We start from the raw sequence: 25,557 nt of genomic DNA, 5'->3' as shown, positions 1-25,557 counted from the left end.
GTTAAAGACGGCTTCTTTTATATAAAGTAAATTTTATCCTTGACGAAAATCTTTTAAAACTTTTTGTAATTCTTGTCGAGCGAAAAAAATACGGCTCTTAACCGTCCCCAGAGGAACATCCAGTTTATCAGCGATCTCATTGTACTTATAGCCGCTCAAAAACATAGAGAATGGAACCTTCAACTCATTGTTCAAACCGTTGATCGCTTTCGTGATCTCTTGAATTTGATAAGCGCCATCCGGAGAGTCAAAACCTGAATCGTTCACGACATCCAAGTTATATAAGTCGACACCTTGATCTACGACAGTTTGCGTGCGAACGATCTTGTGATAATTGTTAATGAAAATGTTACGCATCACAGTCAAGACCCAGCCCTTAAAATTGATATTGTCTACAAATTTTTCTTGATTGTCTAAAACCTTCAGCGTTGTGTCCTGCATCAGATCTTGGGCATCATCCCTATTCGCTGTAAGCATAAGCGCAAAATTCATCATGTTTTCTTGCATGCTCAATAATTTTTTCTGAAATTGCAACGCATTCATATTTTTACTAGTTAAATAAAGTTTAATACTGTATAAGTATTATCCCTCAAACATTGAAGGATGCAACAAATATATAAATTAAAAATGGAGATATACAGTTCTTTGATAAATATTAATATTAAAAATCGTAACTTAATATTTTTGTTGTAAATCTTACTGAAAATGAGTATTATTTACAAGTTGCACAAGTTACAAAAATCAACATTTACAACAAGCCAGTTACAATTTTCAACCAAATATTAAAAACGAATATAATACAAACAAGATGAAACGTTTATTAACAATATTAACAGCTATAGTATTAATACTTGCAATCTCTCTTCAATCAGAGGCTAAAGAGAAGTCCTTAATATATACGATTGATATAAAAAAAGAGATCGATAACACCACGTGGATTTATCTCCATAACGGATTATCAGAGGCCAAGCAATTGAACGCCGATGCCATCTTATTGCATATGAACACATACGGCGGATTACTGGAATCTGCCGATTCTATGCGAACGGCTATTTTATATAGTCCCATACCAGTATATGTATTTATCGATAATAACGCAGCTTCAGCAGGTGCTTTAATTTCCATAGCATGCAAGAAAATCTATATGCGGAAAGGGGCGAATATAGGTGCGGCAACGGTTGTCAATCAAACGGGTGCGGCTCTACCTGATAAATATCAATCTTATATGCGTTCCATGATCCGTTCGACGGCTGAGGCACAAGGGAAAGATACGCTTATACAAAACGGCGACACGATCTATAAATGGAAAAGAGATCCTTTAATCGCCGAAGCGATGGTCGATGACAGAGTGATCGTCCCCAACCTCATCGATAGCGGTAAGGTATTGACACTTACCTCTCAAGAAGCACTCAAATGGGGTTATTGCGATGGCATCGCCGAGAGTCCGGATCAAGTAATCACAGAATATATCGGATGTAAGGACTATGAGATTAAAAGTTATGAACCCTCATGGTTCGATAATGTAAAAGGTTTCTTTATGAGTCCGGTAATACAGAGCTTATTAATCATTATTATCATCGGTGGTATTTACTTCGAGATGCAAACCCCGGGGCTTGGTTTTCCATCCGCCGCCGCGATAATAGCGGCTATCCTTTACTTCGCTCCTCTCTATATGGACGGGTTGGCTGAAAACTGGGAAATCCTGTTATTCATTCTCGGCGTTATATTAATAATGTTGGAGATATTCGTGATCCCGGGCTTTGGCATAGCGGGGATAAGTGGAATTATTCTCGTGGTCGGCGGACTTACGATGAGCTTACTGAACAATACTGTTTTTGATTTTCAAAACGTATCTGGAATGGATACGGGCAGAGCCGCCTTAACGGTTCTATTAGGTCTGGGTATCGGATTCACGTTAGTGATATGGTTATCCAACAAAATAGGACATAAAGGACCGCTAAAGAAAATGGCATTAAACGCTGATTTGGAAAAAGCGGTATCCAGCCCCAATTTGACACAACTGATCGGAAAAGAGGGCACGGCCGCTACCGTTTTACGTCCTTCGGGTAAAGTATCTATCGAGGGAGAGTTGTATGACGGCGTATCGGAGTCTGGCTTCATCGAGAAAGGGACTCCTATCAAAGTCGTCAGATTCGAGAGCGCGCAAGTCTATGTAATCAACCTATAAACGAGTCTATGCGATCCGTTTATAGGCAATACATTTATCGATCACGACATATTCCATCGCTCCCATAGCCATCAAATCACTTAGGATGTTACGGGCCGCATAATAATTGATATGGGCGATACGGCAAAATTGCTTTATGCTGATATAAGGATGCTCGTCGAGCCAAGAAAACAGGATCTCGACGGGCTTACTTATTTTCAGCAATGTACCTTCTTTGGTTTTCTGCTTCTTCCATGCTTGCATGAGGACTTCGTTCGCTAATATATTCTCGTCTGCAACCCGGATATAGGCCTTGTATTTATCGTCTTTATCCGGTGCCGTATGCGGTTTCTCATCGCTTGGGGCGATATAGACCTCCAATACGGTCTTCCCGTTGACATCCCAGCGCTTAGCTGTAAACGGCACCTCGGGATGCGTATACATTTTAGAAGCAGCCTCGATCATATAATATTCCTCCTCACTTCTCACACCGGAAATAGCGCCGTTATCCTTCACTCCAATCAGCAGCCGCCCGCCATCTGTATTCGCGAACGCACTCAATGTCCGGGCAATCTTCTTGCTGTCGCTCACCTCAAACTTGAAATCAAGTTGTTGATGTTCCCCTTGCTCTATAAGCGCTTCAATCGGATGTTTCTTCTTCATTTTGGCTTCTGTTTTGAGACACAAAATTAAAATAAATACCTAACTTTGGCAATCGAAAAAACAATAAACGATGTCTCAGATACCTGCGCTAATATCAGATCTTGCGGTCATACTCATATCCGCCGGGTTGGTTACCCTGTTATTCAAAAAGTTAAAGCAACCGGTCGTATTGGGGTATATCGTAGCCGGAATACTCGCCGGACCTTCCATCGAGCAAATACCGACAGTTACAGATGTGGAAAGTATCCGTATCTGGGCTGATATAGGCGTTATCTTCCTGTTATTCGCTTTGGGGCTCGATTTCAGTTTCAAGAAGTTGATGAAGGTGGGAGGAACCGCCGTCATTGGAGCCATAACCGTTGTTATAGGTATGATGACAGCGGGATATATCACGGGCTTATCACTGGGTTGGGGACATATGAACAGTCTTTTCCTCGGAGGTATGTTATCGATGTCTTCCACGACGATTATCTTCAAGGCATTCGACGACATGGGATTGCGTAACCAACGATTCGCCGGTGTCGTATTCGGTATCTTGGTGGTGGAGGATCTATTCGCCGTATTATTAATGGTATTACTTTCTACCGTAGCGGTAAGTAAACACGTGGAAGGCATGGAGATGCTGGATAGCGTGGTCAAATTAGGCATTTTCCTTTTATTCTGTTTCGTTGTCGGGATCTATTTGATCCCCTCTTTTCTGAAAAAGGCAAAAAGCTTCCTAAATGAGGAGACTCTGTTGATCGTGAGCATCGGGCTATGCCTTGGTATGGTTATGATCGCCACAAAAGCCGGATTCTCATCGGCTCTCGGAGCTTTTGTCATGGGTTCTATTTTGGCCGAGACCATTGACGCTGAACGGATCGAGCATTTGGTAAAACCCGTAAAAGACTTATTTGGAGCGATTTTCTTCGTGTCTGTAGGCATGTTAATCGATCCTCAGATGCTCTGGGAGTACAAAATCCCGATTTTCATTATCACGCTCGTAGTCATGGCCGGACAGATTTGTTTCGCCAGTTTCGGAGTATTACTGTCCGGACAACCGATAAAAATAGCCATCCAGTCTGGTTTCTCGTTAGCGCAGATCGGAGAATTCGCCTTCATCATCGCAGGTTTGGGACTATCATTAAACGTGACGGATCAATATCTGTATCCGATCGTTGTCGCCGTATCCGTGATCACGACATTCTTCACACCTTATATGATCCGGCTAGCGGAACCTACCTACAAATGGGCGGAGCGGATCATACCGGAGAATTGGAAACAGTTCTTGGAGCGATATTCATCCGGTTCCAATACGATCCGTCAAAAAAGCGCATGGAATAAGTTACTAAAAGCCTTGGTCCGCATCGTCGGTACTTATACCGCCGTCTGCCTAGTACTTATCTTTTTATGGCTACAAATCGTGACTCCGTTCATCTGTAAACATTTGCCCGGCATCCAAGGAAGTCTAATCTCCTTGATCTTAATCCTAGCTCTGATCTCCCCGATGTTGCGGGCGATCATGATGAAAAAGAATCATTCCGTGGAGTTCCAGCAATTATGGAACGATAATAAATATAACCGGGGTCCCCTAGTATCACTCGTGATCCTCAGAATCCTGCTCTGTATCGGTCTCGTCATGCTTCCTGTCGCACGGTTATTGAATGCTGCGCTAGGAATTATGCTGGCGGTCGCCTCCGCTGTTATCGTATTAATGATATTCTCCAAACGGCTAAAGAGGCAGTCGATCTTGATGGAACGGCATTTTTTCAGTAACCTTGTAGCGAGAGAAATGGAGCAAGAGCGAAAAGCCCCGATTAACCAGCGTTTCGCGAACCACTTATTAGAACGAGATCTCCATTTAGCAGATTTCGAGGTGAAGCAGAATTCCCCCAGTATGGGAAAAAGCCTGAAAGAATTAAACTTCAGGCAAAAGTGCAACGTAAATATCGTAACGATTATCCGGGGAGAGAAGCGAATCAACATACCGGGAGGAGACGAGCGGCTCTACCCGTTCGATAAACTGGTAGTAGTTGGCGCAGATGATGATCTGGAGCACTTTAGGAAATATCTGGAGGAACGCTACAAGAAATCATACGCCGAGCAATCGAACACAAGAAAGGAAGAGATGAATATGGAGCAAATCATTATCTCGGAAGGTTCCCGATTGATCGGCCGCTCCATCATAGAGTCCGGTATCCGTGATAAAGCCGCTTGCTTGGTAATCGGTATCGAACGTGGAAGTAGCTCGATCAAGAATCCGCCTCCTAGTACGGTTTTCGAGGAAGGAGATATCGTATGGATCGTAGGCGAACGGGATAAGTTGATCCAGTTAAGCGAAGGAAAAGTAGTAACCAGTTAACAAAATGATATAGAATGATGAAGTTTATAGGAATTATTCCGGCGAGATACGCCTCTACCCGTTTTCCGGGGAAGCCATTAGCGGATATGAACGGAAAGCCCATGATACAACGTGTATATGAGCAAGTAAAGGATGTCTTAGACTCCGTTTGCGTAGCTACCGACGATATCCGGATAGAGAATGCGGTTAAAGCCTTCGGCGGCCAAGTCGTCATGACCTCCGATCAACATCGTAGCGGTACGGATCGTTGCTACGAGGCTTATCAGAAAATAGGCGAAGGGTATGATGTGATTGTCAATATCCAAGGTGACGAGCCTTTTATCCATCCCGAGCAAATCCAGACGATCAAAACCTGCTTCGCCGACGCAAACACGCAAATAGCGACATTGGTAAAGCCTTTCCGTTCGGACGATGATTTCGAGAGTTCCCTATTCAATCCCAATTCCCCGAAAGTCGTACTCAACAAAAACAACGAGGCTATGTATTTCAGTCGATCTATTATTCCTTATATCCGGGGCAAGAAATATACGGAATGGTTGCCGAGTCATACCTTTTACAAACATATCGGGTTATATGCCTATCGTGCGCAAGTGCTGAAAGAAATCACCCAATTACCTCAATCCGCTTTAGAACTGGCGGAAAGCCTTGAGCAATTACGCTGGTTGGAAAACGGATATAAAATCAAGGTCGGCATCACAGAGCAAGAAACGATCGGTATAGATACACCGGAGGACATGGAGAAAGCCTTAGCCTTCCTTGCGAACCGCTGATCACTTACACTATTATTCAATGAATATAGTCAGAGTAGTACCAATAGGTGGAGGAATAACGTTCTCGTAATTCCTCCTTTGCTTTTCTACCCGATTTACAATGGATGTAATCTTGGTAATTCTCGATAACATCTTGAGGTATCTGATAACCGGCCACCTCCTCGTCCGAGCTTTTAGATAAGACTTGTACCAAAGCCTCCTCGTACAAACGGGGTACAACCTCAAATTTTCCTTTATAATAAGTATCGAACGTATTCTTAAAACTATTCAAATTCTCGTTCAGTAAATAATAGCACAACAAATAATCCAATGCCTGTTTATTTTCCGGATATTCCGCCACCAAACTTGACAGTACGCCCGGATAATCGGATATGGACATTAGTATGTCGTGCTCTCGCTCCCAATCACTTTTCCTCGGCAAACGTTTCTCCATCGACAAGGTCTCCTCACCCTTCAACTGTTCCTCCTTCGACCTTGCCCATGAGTGATAAAATAACGTCGCGTCCAATAGGTTCAGGTATTTTCTAGCCTCCTCAATATCCCCTCGCCGCATATCAATCTCCACCAGCCGCTTGATCTGCCGTACGCTTCTTTGTTTAGGGCTGAACAAGATTCCTTCGATCGCCCGGTGACGGGCCATATCCATATCTCCCAATTGATAATACACCTCATTACTGAAAAACACGGGAAGTATAGAAGACCTCAAATCGATCGGCAAGAACAAGGCGTCCGCCCCTCGTTGATAATGATCCATCAAATTCTGGGGCAACTCGTTCTTCTTGGAGAAAGCGATATTCCTATAATAACTTACCAAGATATCGGGAGAATCAAATCCGGCAGACAAATCCAAGACTCGCTCCCAATCACCCCTATAGATCGCTTGGTCTACTGCCAGAACCTTTTCCCGCTTCCGGTTCGTACCCGCTATAACAAATGAAAAGAATCCAAATACGACTAAAAAGGTTATAAGCAAGCTATGCCGGTTCAGACGTATCCTACGTATACCTTTAATCTCCAAAGCGAATATCTCTAGAATCAACGCTAAAGCGGGGAAATATACGCTCAAGCCATCCACATGGGAATATTTATAGGCCTCCTCAATGCTCAATCCATAAAAATGACGCATGAACAACGGATATAAATAACTCGATAACAAAAGAGAAAGCCAGAACCACCACCGTTTCCTATTCTTGGCTCCCTCATAGAATATCACCATCAAGGAGAAGACAAACAGCCGGCTACCGACCATGCTATAAATTATGGGAAGAAGTATAAAAGCCACCCAAACGGACGTTCTCTTATTCTTAATCCGGATGTATCCCAAGAAGAGCCATAGCACGAAAATCAACGTAAGCGTAGACGCTATACTATACGACAACCGGCAAATCAATCCCCACTCTAACGCTACCGGAAACAACGCATATATGGAGACCATATTACCATTCCCGAACTTGCGTAAAACCCGCATAGAGTAGTACCATAAGAGCAACAACACGCACGTCACGATTAACGGGCCTATCACAGTCAAATGGAAGAACTGTATCAAGAAATTCCCCACATAACAGCTCAACCAAGCCGGCTCATCCCAGAACGAAATAAAATAATCGGTGGTATACAAAAAAATCCTCATCTGCTCTTTGAAGAACAAATGGTTTGGGTAAATCCATTGAAAGAAAGCAAAGCATACTACGAAGAATATTCCCGCTATTACCCATTGAAGCGATCGTTCATTTTTTGTCATTGACAAAATCTCTTATTTATAACCTCCCTATTTCCTCAATATAGAAAAAATCAATTTCCTCATCAATCTTTTGAATACAAAACAATGCAAACAAACAAAAAGTTTTGAATAAATACAAATAAACAAATAGAATCATGATCAAGACGTCTTGTTTTTCAAGTAGACGAGCCAAGATATACAAAAAAGTCCCTTTATCTACCAATAAGCAGATAAAGGGACCTTTTTCAAGGACAACAATTACTATTATCCTATCGTTTTTTCTTAGCCTCTTGTTGTTTACGCAACGTCTCCTGCTGTGCTCGTTGAGCCTCTTCCAGACGTTTCATGAAACCGGATTTCTTCATCGGTTTCCGTTTGTTTGCCTCCAACTTAGCTAACAATTTATCCTCATTGATCGTATAGCGGAAGATCAATGTCTGCACGATTGTGATCAACGTAGAGATGAAATAGTAATACGTCAAACCGGAAGCATACTGGTTGAAGAACACCAAGAACATCAACGGCATCATGTACATCATGGCCTTCATGCCCGGCATCTGTTGCTGCCCGGTATTCGTCATCTCCATATTATACTTGGTATAAAAAATATTCGTGATCGTCATCAACAAACAGAACAAACTGATGTGATTTCCGAAATACGGAGTGATGATCGGAATATATTTATTCCAACTAAAGATAGCGTCGTAAGTAGACAAGTCGTGCGCCCAAAGGAAACTCTGGTGACGTAACTCGATCGCCGACGGGAAGAACATGAATAAAGCGATTAAGATCGGCATCTGCAACAACATCGGCAAGCAACCACTCATTGGGCTCGCCCCCGCACGGCTATATAGCTCCATCGTCGCTTTCTGCCGTTCCATAGCCTTATCCTGTCCGGGATACTTAGCGTTGATCTCCTCCACTTGCGGACGCAATACACGCATCTTGGCGGACGACATATAAGACTTATACGTCAACGGGAAAAGGATGATCTTCACGATGATAGTCATCAAAAGAATCAAGATACCATAATTATGGATAAACTTACCCAAGAAGTCGAACAAGGGGATCACGAAATATTGGTTCACCCAGCGGAAGATACCCCAGCCTAGCGGAACCAACTTCTCCAGATCCAGTTGCTGCTCGGCAGAGACTCCCTTATCGAAGGACTTCAACAAGGCGAACTTATTCGGTCCGAAATAAAAGGACAGGTTCGTGGCCTCCTTACCTTGCAAGTCGAAAGGTACGGAAGCGGTCGTCTTGAATTGTTTCAACACATCCCCCTCCGGAATCGCTTTCGAGTCTAAGGTAGTAGCCTCAAAGCCCTCTTGCGAGATCAATACGGTAGAGAAGAACATATCCTTATAACCGATCCATTTCAAGCGGTTCGGGATCTGCTTGCTGTCACTCTTCGACTCGCTCAGGTGTTCCACGTCGTCCGCCATGAACTTGTAGTTCAAGGTCACGTAGCGATCCTCAAACTTACGTCCTTTTTCCTGTTGGCGGATATCCTGCTCCCACAATAAATCCAAGGCATTCGTGCTCGGTGCCAAGACACCGTTCAATCCCGTACCCAGAATCTGGTATTGCACCATATAATCATCCGGTTTCAAGGTATAGGTAAAATCCAGATGACTACCCTCGCCGGTGTTCAAACGCATGATCACGGAATTCGGGTCATTACCTTTAACCGGGGTAAAATACAAATCGCTCGTATTCACGACACGGTTCGTTGCCGTGACCAACGTGAAATTAAAATTAGACTCTTTCTCGTCGAACAAAACGAGAGGCTCGTCATTATACGTATCATACTCCTTCAAGCGTGCGTAACAAATACGTCCGCCCTTATTGCTGATACGCAGCTCGACCACGTCATTTTGCAGGGTCGTGTAATCTTCCGTGCCCACCATAGCGTCGCCGAATACGCCGAAGCTCTGCTGCAAACGTTGCGCCCGTACCGAGTCCGGCAGGTTCTCCAACGAATCCTCCACTAAAGCACTCTTGTTCTCTTGTTTCTGCAACTCCAGTTGCTGAGCATACTCAATCTTCGCGATTGAATCTTGGTAACGGCGCTGTGCCTCCAACTGCTCAGGCGTTGGCCGGTTGAACCAGCTAAACGCGAATAATACGACACCGATCAGCAGAAAACCTATTAATGTGTTTTTATCCATTTATCACCAATTATTTTTTATTTTCGATAGCAGCTTTCACGAAGCTGAGGAAAAGAGGATTCGGATTCACCACGGTACTGTTGTACTCCGGATGATATTGAACGCCCACGAACCATTTCAAGGCGGGGATCTCTACCACCTCTACCAGATTTGTCTCCGGATTCTCACCCGTACACATCATACCGGCGGCCTCGTATTGCTTCTTATACTCGTTGTTGAACTCGAAACGATGGCGATGACGCTCTTGGATATGCTCCTTGCCGTATGCCTCCAATACCTTGGAGCCCTCTTTCAGCATACAGTCGTAAGCGCCCAAACGCATGGAACCTCCCATATTGGTAACGTTCTTCTGCTCCTCCATCAAGTCGATCACCTTATGTGCCGTATTCGGCTCCATCTCCGTAGAGTTGGCATCCGCCAAACCTAACACGTCACGCGCAAACTCGATCACCATGCACTGCATACCCAAGCAGATGCCCAAGCAAGGGACATCATGCTCACGAGCGTATTTGATAGCGGCAAACTTGCCCTCGATACCTCTCTGCCCGAATCCGGGGGCGATCAAGATACCATCCATATCCTTCAATTGCTCGGCGGCGTTCTCGTTATTTAATTTCTCCGAATGGAACAAATGCAAATCCAGTTTATGATGATTGTAAATAGCGGCTTGCAACAAAGACTCGTCGATCGACTTATAAGCGTCTTGCAATTCCACGTATTTACCAACCAAACCGATCTTCACCGTATCCGTAGCCGTGCTCTTCAAGGCAAGGAATTCCTTCCAAGGCTTCAACTCCGGAGTCGGGCCGACTTCCATACCGACCTTACGCAAGACCACCTCGTCCATCTTCTGGCGTTGCAATACCAAAGGAACCTCGTAGATCGTCGGTACGTCGATCGACTGGATCACGGAATCCTCGGCCACGTTACAGAACAACGCCACCTTACGTAACAAGTTCGCGTTCAGCTCATGCTCCGTACGTAAAACCAACACGTCTGGCTGGATGCCTAATTCCTGCAATTGCTTCACGGAATGTTGCGTAGGCTTCGTCTTATACTCTTTCGCCGCGGCGATATAAGGCACGTAAGTAAGATGTACGCAAAGGCAGTTCTTGCCCAGCTCCCATTTCAACTGGCGAACGCTCTCTATGAAAGGCAGAGACTCGATATCACCCACCGTACCACCGATCTCGGTGATCACGAAGTCAAATTTATACTTGCTACCCAATAATTTCACGTTACGCTTGATCTCATCCGTGATATGAGGCACCACCTGCACCGTCTTACCCAGATAATCCCCCTTACGCTCCTTGTTGATCACGCTTTGATAGATACGTCCGGTAGTGATATTATTCGCACGGGTAGTCTGGACATTCAAGAAACGCTCGTAATGGCCCAAGTCCAAGTCAGCCTCATGTCCATCGACGGTCACGTAACATTCCCCATGTTCATAAGGGTTCAACGTACCCGGGTCGATGTTGATGTAAGGATCAAATTTTTGGATAGTAACCTTGTAACCTCTTGCTTGAAGGAGCTTACCTAAAGAAGCGGAAATAATACCCTTACCTAAGGAAGAGACCACGCCGCCTGTAACGAAAATGTACTTTGTATCTGCCACGATAGTAATATTTTAGTTATCTTTTTAATTGCACACCTGCATTTCGAAACCGCAAAGTTAGCGATTTTCATCGAGACATGCCAAATTTAATGTTTTTATTTCTCGCTGAATATCTCCAGAACTGACCCGGGCTTCGGCAGGACTCTTCCGATTCCCGACCCGAAGCCCGGCACTAAAGACAGTACTTCTCATGGAATTACTTCGGTACTACGCAGGAAGTACTGAAGTACTTTGAGCGAAGTATTCCAGTACTTCCAGCGGAGTACTGAGGCAAGTCCGTATAAGCCTCGTTAGACACACCTGCTTTGCCTCAGTGATCGTAACTTTTGCCCAGATAAATATCAAATCGTATGTTATATATCATTCTTTTTAGCTAATTTTGCGACCACTACAACTAATAGATGTAAATAAGGTATTATGATGATGAAGAGGCATGGTGTGTATGCGCTATTATTACTTTCACTAATTGGAGGCTCGGCATACAGTCAAGAGAACCAGCTAGTTACCGGAACGATAGTTCAACGTCCCGCACAGCAAGTCGTATCGGATGATACGATTCCCGCGATCAATCTTAGCGAAGAGGAATTAGACAACATCGTAGACATTCGTAAGCAATTCGAGAAGCAAAACAAGACTTACTCGGAGCCCTTGGCCCCAAGCACGAATTTACTGCGTTTCTTGAAGAAAGACGAGCTGGAAATCTCGGACGAGGCGATGTATTGGGCCCGTCTGGTACGAGACGCCTCCACGATTTTCGATAATACGATGACCTTCCGGGATACCGTGATCGTAAACCCTTTGTTCATGCCGATCGTTTTCCGGGGAGATTATTTACCCGAGAACTTGATATTCTACAACTTCGATTCGTTGAAGGAGAGGACTCCCTATGATAACCTATACCGGGCAGATTCCATTTTCAAAGATCTGGAACGAAACAAACAATTCGAGGAGATGGCTTACAAATATGTACAGAACAATTACCCGACTTATTTCCGCTACTCCGAGAGGGATCTGCCCAATGAGGTAATCAAACCTAAATTCATCAAGAAGAATATTTATGAGGACTTGCCGATCAAGGTGGAGGCTGATGCCAATTTTGAGGACGTAGACGCTCCCGCCCGCTTTATCCCGGAGCGGAGATACTGGATATCGGCCTTCGAGAGCGCCATCCAATTCTCCCAGAACTACGTTTCGGAGAACTGGTATAAAGGTGGAAGTAGCAACTTGAACCTGTTCACCAAGAACAATTTAAAATACGACTATAAGAAAGATAAGGTACAAGTAACGAACGAACTGGAATTCAAAGCCAGCGTATATACGGCACCGAAGGATACCTTAAGGAACTATAAGATCGGTGACGACGTATTCCGTATACACAGCAACGTCGGCTACCAAGCGTTCAACAAATGGTACTATACGTTCGACGCTGAGTTCAAGACCCAGTTCTTCACCAACTACCAAGAGAACGAGCGCATCAAACAGGCCGCATTCCTAGCCCCGTTCTCTATCAACTTCGGTCTCGGTATGAAATACGAGCTGGAAAAACAATTTACCGACAAGCATAAGAAGATTAAATTCAGCACCAACTTGGCGCCGATCTCCTATACATATATGTATACGACACAAGAGATCGATTATAGCCGTCACGGTTTCAAGAAAAACGAGGAAACCGGTGAGTTCAATAACAAGCTAAGCCAAATAGGTTCCACGATCCGCGCAGACCTCGCCTTCGATTTCAACCGTAACGTAAGCTGGCAATCCCGTCTTTATTTCTTTACCACTTACGGCGATCATACCATCGGGGAGTTCGAGAATACCTTGGTTCTGGCCATCAGCCGCTTTTTCTCCACACGTATCTATTTTCACCTTAGATACGACGATGGAGTGGAAAAAACAGAGGATAACAAGAGTTATTTCCAGCTTAATGAGTTGTTAAGTTTCGGTTTTAATTACAAATGGTAAGCTAGGATTTAAGATTTCGAATAATAAACTTTGTTAATCGTGACATAGTTTCTAAATTATACTTACTTTTGCCTTGATTTTGCAATGTCGAGATTACAAATATGAGCGAAAGTATAAATCATACAGGATTTGTAGAGAAGATCGATGGCGACACCGTCTTCGTCCGCATTACCCAACAATCCGCATGCTCGGGATGCCACGCACAGTCTATGTGCTCGGCATCCGAGAAAAAGGATAAGATCATTGAGGTACCCGATCGGTCGGGACGGTTTCACGTAAACGAGGTAGTGATAATATGCGGACAAAATTCCATGGGACTTCAGGCCGTATTGCTAGCATTTGTCATTCCTTTGGTGATAGTCGTGGGGGCCATCGTAATCGGGACGAATCTACAATGGGACGAGACCACGAGCGGGTTAACCGGTTTATCGCTTTTACTGCCTTATTACTGTATACTATACTTAATGCGTGACAAACTAAAAAGACGATTTATATTTACTTTGAAAAAACTTAATTGATAATATATCATGATTTTAATTGCCGTTATTTCATTAGGAGCAATCGGGGCGGTCGGAGCGGTTTTCCTCTACGCTGCTTCCAAGAAATTTGAAGTCTACGAAGATCCTCGCATCGCACAAGTACAGGAAGTCCTTCCCGGGGCGAACTGTGGAGGTTGCGGTTATCCGGGTTGCGCCGGATTCGCAGGCGCTTGCGTAAAAGCTGACTCATTAGACGGATTGCTCTGCCCCGTTGGTGGTGGCCCGGTCATGGCCAAGGTCGCTACAATACTGGGTAAAGAGGCGGGTACAGCCGAACCCATGGTAGCCGTTGTCCGTTGCAACGGAACTTGTCAGGCCCGCCCACGTACAAACTCTTATGATGGAACGAAAAGTTGCGCCATCGCCTCTACCCTTTACGGAGGCGAGACGAATTGTTCTTTCGGTTGCCTAGGTTATGGCGACTGCGTGAACGCCTGCGCTTTCGACGCCATCCACATCAACCCGGCTACGGGAATCGCCGAGGTAGACGAGGAAAAATGTACTTCCTGTGGTGCTTGTGTGAAGGCTTGCCCGAAGAATATCATCGAGCTAAGAAAGAAAGGACCTAAATCACGCCGGATTTACGTGTCTTGCGTAAATAAGGACAAGGGAGCCGCCGCTCGCAAGGCTTGTGCCAACGCTTGTATCGGCTGTGGCAAATGTGCCAAGGAATGTCCGTTCGAGGCAATCACCGTAACAAATAACGTAGCTTATATCGATTATACGAAGTGTCGTTTATGCCGCAAATGCGTGGCTGTATGTCCGACAGGAGCTATTCATGAGCTGAATTTCCCTCCTCGCAAGGAAGCCGCTCCCGCTCCGAAAGCGGAGACCGTGAAACCGGCGCCAAAGGCAGAGGCTACCGTGAAACCGGAAGCCACACCGAAAGCTACAAGTGAAGAAAAAACAAATCTAAATTAAAATCTAATAGTATGCTAAGGACATTTCGAATCGGAGGTATACATCCCCCCGAGAATAAACTGTCTGCCGGTAAGAAAATTACGGCTCTCGCTACGCCTAAACAGGTGATTATCCCCCTCAGCCAGCATATCGGTGCCCCAGCGCAGGCCGTGGTGAAGAAAGGGGATCTGGTAAAGGTGGGTACATTGCTAGCCAAGGCGGGTGGTTTCGTATCAGCGAACATCCACTCTTCCGTATCCGGCAAAGTGAACAAGATAGATAACGCTCTCGACGCTAGCGGATACAAACGTCCCGCTATCTATATAGATGTGGAAGGTGATGAATGGGAAGAGACGATCGACCGCAGCGAGACCTTAGTGAAGGAGTGCACGCTGTCTTCCAAGGAAATCGTGGATAAGATCGCCGCTTCCGGTATCGTCGGTCTGGGTGGAGCGACTTTCCCTACGCAGGTGAAATTGATGCCGCCTCCCGGAAACAAGGCAGAGATCGTAATCATCAACGCCGTGGAGTGTGAGCCTTATCTTACTTCCGACCATTCGTTGATGCTGGAGAAAGGCGAGCAAATCCTAGTCGGTGTCACGATCCTAATGAAAGCGGTCAACGTGAACAAGGCCGTGATCGGTATCGAGAATAACAAGCCGGACGCTATCGCCCATCTGCAAAAGTTGGCGGTAAATTATAAAGGTATAGAGATCATGCCGCTTAAGGTACAATATCCGCAAGGAGGCGAGAAACAATTGATCGACGCCGTTATTCGCCGTCAGGTAAAAAGTGGTGCGCTTCCTATCTCGGCGGGTGCCGTGGTACAGAACGTAGGAACTGCTTATGCCGTTTACGAGGCGGTACAAAAGAATAAACCGTTGTTCGAGCGTGTGGTGACGATCACGGGTAAGGCGGTAGCTAATCCTTCCAATTTCTTGGTTCGTATGGGAACACCGATCAGTTGCTTGATCGAGGCCGCAGGTGGCCTGCCCGAGAATACGGGTAAGATTATCGGTGGCGGACCGATGATGGGTAAAGCGTTGATCAGCGCCGAGGTGCCGGTTTGCAAAGGAAGCTCCGGTGTTTTATTACTGACAACGGAGGAATCTGTCCGCAAGCCGATCCGGGATTGCATCCGTTGCGCCAAATGCGTAGGTGTCTGCCCGATGGGATTGAACCCTACCCTATTGATGAACGCCACGGAATTCCAGAATTGGGAATTGGCGGAGAAGAACTATATCACCGACTGTATCGAGTGCGGGTCGTGTAGTTATACCTGTCCGGCCAACCGTCCGTTGCTGGATCAGATCCGGTTGGGTAAAGGAAAAGTTATGGGTATTATCCGGTCTAGAAAGTCATAAAACAAGAGCAACATGGAAAATAATTTATACGTATCGCCCTCGCCCCACATCCATGGAGGCGACAGCATAAGCAAAAATATGTATGGTGTACTGATTGCCCTTATCCCGGCTTTCTTGGTATCCCTTTATTTCTTCGGTCTGGGAGCGTTGATCGTTACGGTCGTATCGGTTCTGGCCTGTATGATATTCGAGTATTTGATCCAGCGATTCCTGATGAAAAAGGAACCGACCCTTTGCGATGGCTCCGCTATCCTGACGGGCGTATTGCTGGCCTTCAACCTACCTTCCAACCTTCCGGTCTGGATCATTATCATCGGAGCGTTGGCGGCGATCGGCATCGGCAAGATGTCTTTCGGTGGATTAGGTAATAATATTTTCAATCCGGCGTTGGTCGGACGTGTATTCTTATTGATCTCCTTCCCGGCGCAGATGACGACTTGGCCGGTGGTAGATGCCTTGAACGTTTTCCCGATGACTTATACGGACGCCCAGACCGGTGCGACGGTACTGTCGTTGATGAACGAGGGCGTGACCGAGCTTCCGTCTTACGGGAATATGCTTGTAGGGGCTATGGGAGGTAGTCTCGGTGAAGTGAGCGCCGTGGCCTTGATCCTCGGTCTTTTATTCATGCTATGGAAAAAGATCATCACTTGGCAGATCCCGGTATCCATCTTGGCTACCGTATTCGTATTCACGGGCATCATGCACTTGGTGAATCCGGTACAATACGCCAGCCCGTTCGTTCATTTATTATCCGGTGGTTTGTTATTAGGCTCCATCTTTATGGCGACCGACTACGTAACCTCGCCGATGAGCAAGAACGGAATGCTTGTCTACGGCGTGGGAATCGGAATCCTTACCACGGTGATCCGTTTGTTCGGGTCTTACCCGGAAGGTATGTCGTTCGCTATCCTGATCATGAACGCATTTACTCCGCTAATCAACAGCTATATCAAACCTAAACATTTCGGAGGAAAGTAAGCATGGCAAAATTAAAATCAACATTACCCAATATGCTCCTTTCACTAACAGGCATTTGCTTGGTAGCAGGGGCGATCCTAGCCGGAGTGAACCAGTTTACCGCCGGCCCTATAGCGGTAGCCAAAGCGACCGCCTTGGAGGAAGCGATTAAAGCCGTTGCTCCCGAGTTCGACAACAAACCGACTGAGGACGTCTATATGGCCGTCTCCTCCGATGGTGATTCCCTCAAGATTTATCCTGCCAAGAAAGGCGGACAAGTCGTTGGCGGAGCTGTAGAGAGTAATACGAAAAAAGGCTTTAGCGGTGAGATACGGGTTATCGTAGGTTTCGATATGGATGGCAAGATCTTGAACTATTCCGTATTGCAACACGCCGAGACTCCGGGCTTGGGAGCCAAGATGCAAGAATGGTTCCGTGCGGACAAGAACAAGCAAAGTGTCTTGGGACGTACGATTCCGGACGGAGGCTTAAAAGTAACAAAAGATGGTGGCGATGTGGACGCTATCACGGCAGCGACAATCTCCAGCCGTGCGTTCCTCGATGCCGTGAACCGTGCGTATAGCGCATTCGCTGGCGTAGACGGACTAACGGGTGCCACTTCAACTGATAACAAATAAAAAGGGAGGACAGAACAATGAGTAATCTAAAAATATTGATGAATGGTATCATCACGGAGAACCCGACATTTGTATTACTGTTAGGTATGTGTCCTACCTTGGGAACGACCTCTTCGGCCATCAACGGCATGAGTATGGGATTGGCTACGATGTTCGTATTGATTTGCTCGAATATCGTGATTTCCGCCTTGAAAAACGTAATCCCCGACTTGGTGCGTATCCCGGGATATATCGTTGTGATCGCGACGTTCGTGACCGTAGTGCAGATGTGCATGGAAGCGTTCGTCCCGGCTTTATACGCTAGCTTGGGATTATTTATCCCGTTGATCGTGGTAAACTGTATCGTACTAGGACGTGCCGAGGCTTTCGCTGCGAAGAACGGCGTAGTCCCATCCGCTTTCGACGGAATCGGTATCGGACTGGGCTTTACGATGGCTCTTACGCTGCTGGGCGCTTGCCGTGAGTTCTTGGGAACCGGTAAGTTATTCAACGTAACCTTGATGCCCGAGGAATATGGTTCGCTGATCTTCGTATTGGCTCCGGGAGCGTTTATCGCCTTGGGTTATCTGGTAGCAATAGTAAACAAACTGCGTAAAGCATAATAAACGGATCATATGGAATATATATTGATATTTATCGCCGCCGTATTCGTTAATAACGTTGTACTGGCACAGTTCTTGGGAATTTGTCCGTTCTTGGGGGTATCTAAGAAAGTGGAGACTGCCGCAGGCATGGGAGCCGCCGTTACGTTCGTGCTTACGATCGCCACGATTGTTACATTCCTCGTGCAAAAATACATATTGGACGCTTTCGGATTAGGGTTCATGCAGACGATCAGTTTCATCTTGATCATCGCCGCCTTGGTTCAGATGGTGGAAATCATATTGAAGAAGGTCTCTCCCGCCCTTTACCAGGCGTTGGGCGTATTCCTTCCGTTGATCACCACGAACTGCTGTATCTTGGGTGTGGCGATCCTTGTAATCCAAAAAGAGTATAATTTATTAGAATCTGTGGTATATGCTATCTCGACCGCTATTGGATTTGCGCTAGCTTTGATTATCTTCGCGGGTATTCGGGAGCAACTAGCCATGACGCATGTTCCGGAAGGCATGAAAGGCACTCCTATCGCCTTGATAACGGCCGGTTTGCTAGCTATGGCTTTTATGGGATTCTCGGGTATCGTATAACAAACTTATCTAAATGAACACTAGAATGAAAAAGAAGATTTTAGTAGCGGGCGGAACCGGTTATATCGGCTCACACACCACAGTAGAATTGCAGAACGCCGGATATGAGGTAGTCATTATCGACGATTTGTCAAACTCGAATATCGAGGTGCTCGATGGTATCGAGAAAATCACGGGCATCCGTCCGGAGTTTATCCAATTGGATCTAAAGGATAAGGAAGGTACTCGCAAGGCATTGGAAGCTCATCCGGGCATCAAAGGCATTATCTTGTTCGCCGCTAGCAAGGCGGTAGGAGAATCCGTACAGCAGCCTTTGAAGTATTATCGCAATAATATTGTCACTTTGGTGAACTTGTTGGAGATGATGCCTGAATTCAATATCGAAGGTATCGTATTCTCTTCCTCTTGTACGGTATACGGACAACCGGATCCGGAGAACTTGCCGGTAACCGAGAATGCCCCGATCAAACCCGCTATGTCTCCTTATGGAAACACGAAGCAGATCAACGAGGAGATTATCCGGGATACGATCCATGCGGGAGCGCCTTTCAAGAGTATCATCTTGCGCTACTTCAACCCGATAGGCGCTCACCCAAGCGCAGAGATCGGCGAGTTGCCAAATGGTGTTCCCCAGAACTTGATCCCGTACTTGACACAGACGGCTATGGGTATCCGCAAGGAATTAAGCGTATTCGGCGATGATTATGATACGGCAGACGGCTCTTGCATCCGTGACTATATCAATGTCGTAGACTTGGCGAAAGCGCATGTAATCGCTATGGACCGTATGCTTGAGAATAAGTCTGATGAGCATATCGAGATATTCAACCTAGGTACCGGCAATGGTGTTTCTGTCCTTGAACTGATCAATACCTTCGAGCAGACAACAGGCGTTAAGGTTCCGCACAAGATCGTGGGCCGTCGTGAAGGTGATATCGAGAAGGTATGGGCCAATCCGGAGCACGCGAATAAGGTATTAGGCTGGACCGCCAAGGAGACTTTAGCCGACACCCTGCAATCCGCATGGAACTGGCAGAAACGTTTGAGAGAACGTGGCATCCAGTAAATAACACAAAAAAGAGGCCGTATCTGATAGCGCTTAGCTAAGATATGGCCTTTTTTATATCCTTATATCTACAAGTATTTCTCTAAGATCTCAAGAACTTTCCCGAAATCGATCGGCTTAGCGATATGCTCATTCATTCCGGATTCTTTACACAACTTGATGTCTTCCGCAAATGCGTTCGCAGACATGGCTATTATCGGCATGGACTTGATATCCGGACGTTCTAATGCCCGAATATGGCGAGTAGAGTCGTACCCGTTCATGACCGGCATCTGGATATCCATAAATACCAAGTCATAATATCCCGGACTAGAGTTTTTTACCATATTCACCGCGACAAGGCCATTTTCCGCCTCCTCTACCACCGCACCGGTCTCTTCTAGTAACACAGTCGCTATTTCCCTATTCAAGCTATTATCTTCCACCAGCAAGATCCGCTTACCCTCAAAGTTACCGAAAGGATATTGAGGCTTCTCCGTCTCTTCCTCTTTTTCCTCTTGCTTGATAGCGAAACTTTTCATCAAATAAAATAACTTGGATTTCATCAACGGCTTACTTATGAATCCATCGACACCGGCTCGTTGGGCTATCTCCTCAAAATGCGGACAATCATAAGCGGAAAGAATAATGATCGGAATATCCCGGCCAACGACTTTTCGGATACGGGTAGCGGTCTCGATTCCATCCATTCCCGGCATTTTCAGATCAAGGATAACGGCAAAATAGTCATCATTAAGATGATGTGCCCTCTCTACTTTCCCGATAGCCTCCTCACCAGAAATGGCATATTCACCTTTCATACCGATCTCGTTAATCCTCATACATGCGTTCTCGCAACACACGATATCATCGTCTACCACGAGAACCGGTAAATCCCTTAAATGATCATCCTCAAAACACCCTTGATCCTGCAATTTCAACTGCATCGTAAATGTAAAAACGGAACCTTTGCCATATTCACTCTCCACCAGAATCTCACCATTCATCATATGAGCGATATTACGGCTTATCGCCATGCCTAAGCCGGTTCCTTGTATATTCCGCAAGGTTGCGTCTTCCGCACGTTCAAATGGTTCGAAAACCTTGTGTAAGAAATCCGGCTTTATCCCGATACCATTGTCTATAACCGTAACCTCAAATAAACCATAATTACCATTTTTAATTGGCTTTTCCCGTATCTCAAGTGTTATTTTCCCATAGTCCGGCGTATACTTTATGGCGTTTGACAGCAAATTCAACAATACTTGCTGAATCCGTTGCACATCGCCAATCAGCTTTTCATGTTTGATTTGAAACAAGTGAACCCGGAAATCCTGAAACTTCTGACTGACCGAAGTCTGAACCATAGTAATTACGCTTTGCAATAACTCGCCCATATCGAACTCCTCGTCTGTCAGCAAAATATGTCCGCTCTCTACCTTAGACATATCCAAGACCTCATTGATCAAGTTCAATAACAATTTGGAAGAAACCATAATCTTCTTCAAGCAATCCACTATACGCTCCCGATCGTCGATATGCATACTGGCGATAGTGGTCATACCGATAATGGCATTCATCGGAGTACGTATATCATGGCTCATACGGGATAAGAAATCCGATTTAGCCTGATTTGCCGATTTAGCCACTTGTAGGGCATCTTGAAGTAATTGCCTTTGCCGCTCTTCCTCACGAACCTCCATAATATCGGTCCGGGTCAAAAGAAGTATATTCCTCTCCTTATCGAAAAAGCTAAAACGCAACTTCTTATCCCTAAAAACGCCATTCTCCATCACCTGACAGAACAAGACATACTCACGGGAATTTTGTAAGATAGATAAGACATGATCTAGGGAAAGATTTCGGGTTAACTCATCTCGCTGATCCTCCGGCACATATTTGTGGTGGAACTCGGCTACCTCTTTTTCATAGTCATTACTCGCTATCGGGGGGACCGGCATCCCACTTTCACGATTGGAAGTATACATGACATAGCTATTCGTATTTGCCTCTATATAAACGACATAATCATACTCAGTCTGAACGGCAGCCTCTACGATCTGTGCCTTGCGACAATGATTCACATAGCGGCTGAAAAGAATGACACGATCCGGAATTCCACTCTTATCTTTCAAGATACGAATAAAAGCCTCATGCCACTCAAAACCCAACAAATCATTACAGAAACGCATGTCGAACTTCTTATTTGCTACGCCGCTAGCCGCCATTTGCCGCAATGAATTCAAGGATAAGATCTCCTCCCATTTCCCTAAATCCGCAGGATATACATATTCTTGAATGTAAGTCTGGCAAAGTTCTGTATAATCCAAACATTCTCCTTCCCTTTCGGGAGTCATCGAATCTTTGACTATCTCAACCTTTTCATTACCTAATGTGACGATCCAAAGCGTATCGACTAGCTCGTTTACACCACAGAGTAGTTCTTCCAAATTTAAAGTAGTATTTGTCATTTTCAATGATATAGATTTAATTAAGAGGAATAGAGATCCTATGATTTTGAGAGTATTTCATCGAGCCTCCCTCTCCAATCCTCTCCATTCAAAGGCTGATAGGTATGGAACCCCAGTTCCTGCCCCACTACGATATTATTCTTACCATCATCTACAAATAATGTTTCCTCTGGTCTGATTCCTGAATCCAAGACCATGCGATCAAAAATTTCACGATCTGGCTTCGTGACACCGATTTCATAAGAGAGATACAATTTATCGAAATAATCATTTAATGGACGGCCCGCCGGCGTAAACTCTTTTGTCTGTGCCCATTCAAGCTGTATGATCGGATTTGTATTGCTCAATAAATAGACTTGATATTTCTCACGGAGTTTTAATATGTAGTCCAATTTATATTGGGGAACGCCACCAATGAAGCCAAGCCAAGCCCAACAAATATCCTCATAAGAAAGGTCTTTACCCGTATGCTTCCGTAAATAGCGACAAAACTCCTCTACTCCGATCTTTCCGGTCTCCAGATCTTGAAAAACCCCTTTTTGTTCGTAAGGATCTATCAATCCATCGGCATCTTTGACCCCAATCTCTATTAAACGACGAACAGGTTCATCCCGGTCCAAATCTATGATAACGCCCCCAGATCGAATACTATATTTTTTATTTTACCCATTGCGATACTATTTAAGTCCTAAAGATACAATTTATTCCGTATATCTAGGTTACAAGGATAAAAAAGGGTATAATCTTCAACGATTATACCCCAATCCAAAGCTATATTTATGTATATAAGACTTAATCCAATTTATGGATCACCAAACCGGAGCGAAGCTTCGGTTCGAACCACGTCGTCTTCGGCGGCATAATATTACCCGTATCGGCGATATCCATCAATTGCTTCATCGTAACGGGATACAAAGCCAAGGCAACCTTCATCTCACCGCTATCCACACGGCGTTTCAATTCACCCAGGCCACGGATACCTCCCACGAAATCGATTCGCTTGTCCGAACGTAAATCCTTAATGCCTAAAATCTCATCCAGAATCAAGTTCGAAGAGATCGTGACATCCAATACGCCTATCGGGTCATTGTCATCGTACGTACCGGGCTTAGCGGTCAAAGAATACCATTTCCCTCCTAAATACAGGGAGAAATTGTGCAAGGCACCCGGTTTGTAAATAGCAGAGCCCTTCTCCTCTACCACGAAGTTTTTCGTTAATCTCTCAACGAATTGTTCCTCGGTCAAGCCGTTCAAGTCTTTTACCACACGGTTGTAATCGATAATGGTCAATTGGTTGGCCGGGAAGCAAACAGCCATGAAATAGTTATACTCCTCGTCTCCCTTATGATCCGGGTTTTGCTTGGCCTTCTCCGCTCCTACCAAAGCAGCGGCGGCGGAACGATGATGTCCGTCGGCAATATACAACGCAGGCATTTCCCCGAATAACTCCGTGATGCGGGCGATGTCCTTATCCTCATCGATAATCCAGAACGTATGGCCGAAACCGTCTAATTTCGCCACGAAATTATATTCAGGCTCACGAGCCGTATATTTCATTACGATAGCGTCTAACTCTGAGTTGTCGGGATAAGCGAAGAATACCGGCTCGATATTAGCGTTGTTGACACGTACGTGCTTCATGCGATCCTCCTCCTTGTCACGGCGGGTCAGCTCATGTTTCTTGATCGTGCCATTCATATAATCGGGAACATAAGCCCCGACTACCAACCCATATTGAGTCTTGCCATTCATGGTTTGGGCATAAACATAATAGCATTCTTTCTGATCCTGAACCAACCAACCTTTTTCCTGAAAATTATTGAAATTGGCGGCGGCCTTCAGGTAAACAGCCGGATCATGCTCATCCGTCCCTTCTGGGAAATCGATTTCCGGTTTAATGATATGGTAAAGGGATTTCTCGTTTCCTTCCGCTTCCGCACGAGCTTCTTGCGAGTTCAATACGTCATAGGGGCGGGAAGCCACCTCCTCTATAAATTCTTTTGGTGGACGAACTCCCTTGAAAGGTTTTATTTTTGCCATGGTAATTAAATCTAATTGGTTTATGTATCAATGTAGAGACGGGGCGTACCCGTCTCTACAACCGGATATTCTCATTTATTAACCCGATACTTTTCATTGCCATTCACCAAGAAATCAACGATCTGCTTGGCGGCGGCGATACCAGCGTTGATATTAGCCTCGGCGGTCTGGGCACCCATCTTTTTCGGGGTGCTGAAATAACGACCGGCATATTTTTCGGCCAATTCCGCATGGATAGCGGGCATAATATCTGTCAAGTACTTGAAATCCGGACGCTCTTCCAACATCTTAGCGAGGCCAGCCTCATCCATCACCTCCTTACGAGCCGTATTCACTACGATAGCCCCCTTCGGCATGGAATTCATCAACTCGAAATTGATAGAACCCTTCGTCTCGGCCGTAGCCGGGATATGCAAGGAAACGATCTGGCAAGCCTTGAACAAGTCCGCCGTAGAAGCTACAGCCTTCACACCATCGGCCTCAATCACGGAAGCCGGACAGAACGCGTCATAAGCGTAAACCTCCATACCGAAGCCTTTAGCGATACGAGCCACGTTACGGCCCACGTTTCCATAAGCCAAGATACCCAATTTCTTTCCTTTCAACTCTGTTCCGGAAGTTCCGTTATAGAAATTACGAACCCCGTACACCAACATACCGAATACCAATTCGGCGACAGCGTTAGAGTTTTGTCCCGGCGTATTCATCACGCATACCTTATGGGCAGTAGCCGCATCCAAGTCCACGTTATCATACCCCGCACCGGCACGAACCACGATCTTCAGGTTCTTAGCGGCATCCAATACCTCAGCGTCCACCTTATCGCTACGGATAATCACGGCATCGGCATCCTTAACCGCATCCAGCAATTGCGCCTTCTCTGTATATTTCTCCAAAAGAGCCAGTTCCATGCCAGCGCCTTCCACTACCTCCCGGATGCCTTTCACAGCGACAGCGGCGAAAGGTTTCTCTGTAGCAACTAATATCTTTGCCATGTCTGA

The 25,557-nt window shown here is 45.5% G+C and carries 20 protein-coding genes and 1 pseudogene; 12 read left to right on the top strand and 9 right to left on the bottom strand.

All coding sequences use genetic code 11. The features are described 5' to 3' along the window. Window positions 1–33: 33 nt before the first annotated feature. The gene (locus tag BDI_RS02615; RefSeq protein WP_005855686.1) at window positions 34–543 is read right to left on the bottom strand and encodes an RNA polymerase sigma factor; all 510 of its coding nucleotides are present in this window, start codon (window positions 541–543) and stop codon (window positions 34–36) included. Between the two features lie 265 nt (window positions 544–808). On the opposite strand from BDI_RS02615, the gene BDI_RS02610 reads away from it, so the two are divergent. Continuing rightward, a complete protein-coding gene (locus BDI_RS02610) occupies window positions 809–2,188 on the top strand; it encodes an NfeD family protein (RefSeq protein ID WP_005855684.1) in 1,380 nt (459 codons plus the stop codon). Between the two features lie 6 nt (window positions 2,189–2,194). On the opposite strand, the gene BDI_RS02605 is transcribed toward BDI_RS02610, so the two are convergent. After that, a complete protein-coding gene (locus tag BDI_RS02605; RefSeq protein ID WP_005855682.1) occupies window positions 2,195–2,830 on the bottom strand; it encodes an AlbA family DNA-binding domain-containing protein in 636 nt (211 codons plus the stop codon). Between the two features lie 70 nt (window positions 2,831–2,900). Between BDI_RS02605 and BDI_RS02600 the strand changes: the two genes are divergently transcribed. Both BDI_RS02600 and kdsB read left to right on the top strand, forming a co-directional pair. Continuing rightward, the gene (locus BDI_RS02600) at window positions 2,901–5,171 is read left to right on the top strand and encodes a cation:proton antiporter (protein WP_005855680.1); all 2,271 of its coding nucleotides are present in this window, start codon (window positions 2,901–2,903) and stop codon (window positions 5,169–5,171) included. 17 nt (window positions 5,172–5,188) lie between these two features. Further along, window positions 5,189–5,941, top strand: a complete 753-nt coding sequence (gene kdsB, locus BDI_RS02595) for a 3-deoxy-manno-octulosonate cytidylyltransferase (RefSeq protein ID WP_005855678.1) — start codon at window positions 5,189–5,191, stop codon at window positions 5,939–5,941. 16 nt (window positions 5,942–5,957) lie between these two features. On the opposite strand, the gene BDI_RS02590 is transcribed toward kdsB, so the two are convergent. The 3 genes from BDI_RS02590 to BDI_RS02575 all read right to left on the bottom strand — a co-directional run bounded on the left by BDI_RS02590 (window position 5,958) and on the right by BDI_RS02575 (window position 11,450). Continuing rightward, complete coding sequence (locus tag BDI_RS02590; RefSeq protein WP_011966040.1) at window positions 5,958–7,682, bottom strand: DUF6057 family protein; 1,725 nt, start codon at window positions 7,680–7,682, stop codon at window positions 5,958–5,960. 248 nt (window positions 7,683–7,930) lie between these two features. After that, window positions 7,931–9,832, bottom strand: coding sequence for a membrane protein insertase YidC (yidC, locus tag BDI_RS02580; RefSeq protein WP_005855674.1), 1,902 nt, complete (start codon window positions 9,830–9,832; stop codon window positions 7,931–7,933). A gap of 10 nt (window positions 9,833–9,842) precedes the next feature. Further along, window positions 9,843–11,450 (bottom strand): CTP synthase, encoded by a 1,608-nt coding sequence (locus BDI_RS02575; RefSeq protein WP_005855672.1) that lies wholly within the window; start codon window positions 11,448–11,450, stop codon window positions 9,843–9,845. Between the two features lie 417 nt (window positions 11,451–11,867). Between BDI_RS02575 and BDI_RS02570 the strand changes: the two genes are divergently transcribed. From BDI_RS02570 to galE, 9 genes are all read left to right on the top strand, one after another. Beyond that, window positions 11,868–13,412: a DUF3078 domain-containing protein gene (locus BDI_RS02570; RefSeq protein WP_011966039.1), complete on the top strand. Its 1,545-nt coding sequence runs from the start codon at window positions 11,868–11,870 to the stop codon at window positions 13,410–13,412. Between the two features lie 101 nt (window positions 13,413–13,513). Further along, window positions 13,514–13,930 (top strand): SoxR reducing system RseC family protein, encoded by a 417-nt coding sequence (locus BDI_RS02565; protein ID WP_005855668.1) that lies wholly within the window; start codon window positions 13,514–13,516, stop codon window positions 13,928–13,930. Window positions 13,931–13,939: 9 nt separating this feature from the next. Further along, window positions 13,940–14,872 (top strand): Fe-S cluster domain-containing protein, encoded by a 933-nt coding sequence (locus BDI_RS02560; protein ID WP_005855666.1) that lies wholly within the window; start codon window positions 13,940–13,942, stop codon window positions 14,870–14,872. An 11-nt stretch (window positions 14,873–14,883) separates the two neighbouring features. Continuing rightward, window positions 14,884–16,215 carry an electron transport complex subunit RsxC gene (gene rsxC, locus BDI_RS02555; protein ID WP_005855665.1) on the top strand — a complete coding sequence of 444 codons (1,332 nt, stop codon included), beginning with the start codon at window positions 14,884–14,886 and terminating at the stop codon, window positions 16,213–16,215. A gap of 12 nt (window positions 16,216–16,227) precedes the next feature. Next, on the top strand, window positions 16,228–17,196 hold the full coding sequence (locus tag BDI_RS02550; protein ID WP_005855664.1) for an RnfABCDGE type electron transport complex subunit D: 969 nt from the start codon (window positions 16,228–16,230) through the stop codon (window positions 17,194–17,196). Window positions 17,197–17,198: 2 nt separating this feature from the next. Next, on the top strand, window positions 17,199–17,813 hold the full coding sequence (locus BDI_RS02545; RefSeq protein WP_008771710.1) for an RnfABCDGE type electron transport complex subunit G: 615 nt from the start codon (window positions 17,199–17,201) through the stop codon (window positions 17,811–17,813). A gap of 17 nt (window positions 17,814–17,830) precedes the next feature. After that, window positions 17,831–18,415, top strand: a complete 585-nt coding sequence (locus tag BDI_RS02540) for an RnfABCDGE type electron transport complex subunit E (protein WP_005855661.1) — start codon at window positions 17,831–17,833, stop codon at window positions 18,413–18,415. Window positions 18,416–18,427: 12 nt separating this feature from the next. Beyond that, window positions 18,428–19,000, top strand: coding sequence for an electron transport complex subunit RsxA (gene rsxA / locus BDI_RS02535; protein WP_005855659.1), 573 nt, complete (start codon window positions 18,428–18,430; stop codon window positions 18,998–19,000). Window positions 19,001–19,025: 25 nt separating this feature from the next. Beyond that, a complete protein-coding gene (galE, locus tag BDI_RS02530) occupies window positions 19,026–20,066 on the top strand; it encodes a UDP-glucose 4-epimerase GalE (protein ID WP_005855657.1) in 1,041 nt (346 codons plus the stop codon). A gap of 68 nt (window positions 20,067–20,134) precedes the next feature. On the opposite strand, the gene BDI_RS02525 is transcribed toward galE, so the two are convergent. The 4 genes and pseudogenes from BDI_RS02525 to BDI_RS02510 all read right to left on the bottom strand — a co-directional run bounded on the left by BDI_RS02525 (window position 20,135) and on the right by BDI_RS02510 (window position 25,551). Continuing rightward, a complete protein-coding gene (locus BDI_RS02525) occupies window positions 20,135–22,516 on the bottom strand; it encodes a hybrid sensor histidine kinase/response regulator (protein WP_011966038.1) in 2,382 nt (793 codons plus the stop codon). Window positions 22,517–22,554: 38 nt separating this feature from the next. Continuing rightward, window positions 22,555–23,186, bottom strand: a pseudogene (locus BDI_RS02520) (HAD family hydrolase). 122 nt (window positions 23,187–23,308) lie between these two features. Continuing rightward, window positions 23,309–24,556: a DUF1015 domain-containing protein gene (locus tag BDI_RS02515; protein ID WP_005855651.1), complete on the bottom strand. Its 1,248-nt coding sequence runs from the start codon at window positions 24,554–24,556 to the stop codon at window positions 23,309–23,311. Between the two features lie 71 nt (window positions 24,557–24,627). Then, a complete protein-coding gene (locus BDI_RS02510) occupies window positions 24,628–25,551 on the bottom strand; it encodes an NAD(P)-dependent oxidoreductase (protein WP_005855649.1) in 924 nt (307 codons plus the stop codon). Between the last annotated feature and the right edge of the window lie 6 nt (window positions 25,552–25,557).

This window comes from Parabacteroides distasonis ATCC 8503, from assembly GCF_000012845.1.
Taxonomy (GTDB): Bacteria; Bacteroidota; Bacteroidia; order Bacteroidales; family Tannerellaceae; genus Parabacteroides; species Parabacteroides distasonis.
Note: the sequence above shows the minus strand (reverse complement) of the source record. Positions and strands in the feature narration are given on the sequence as shown.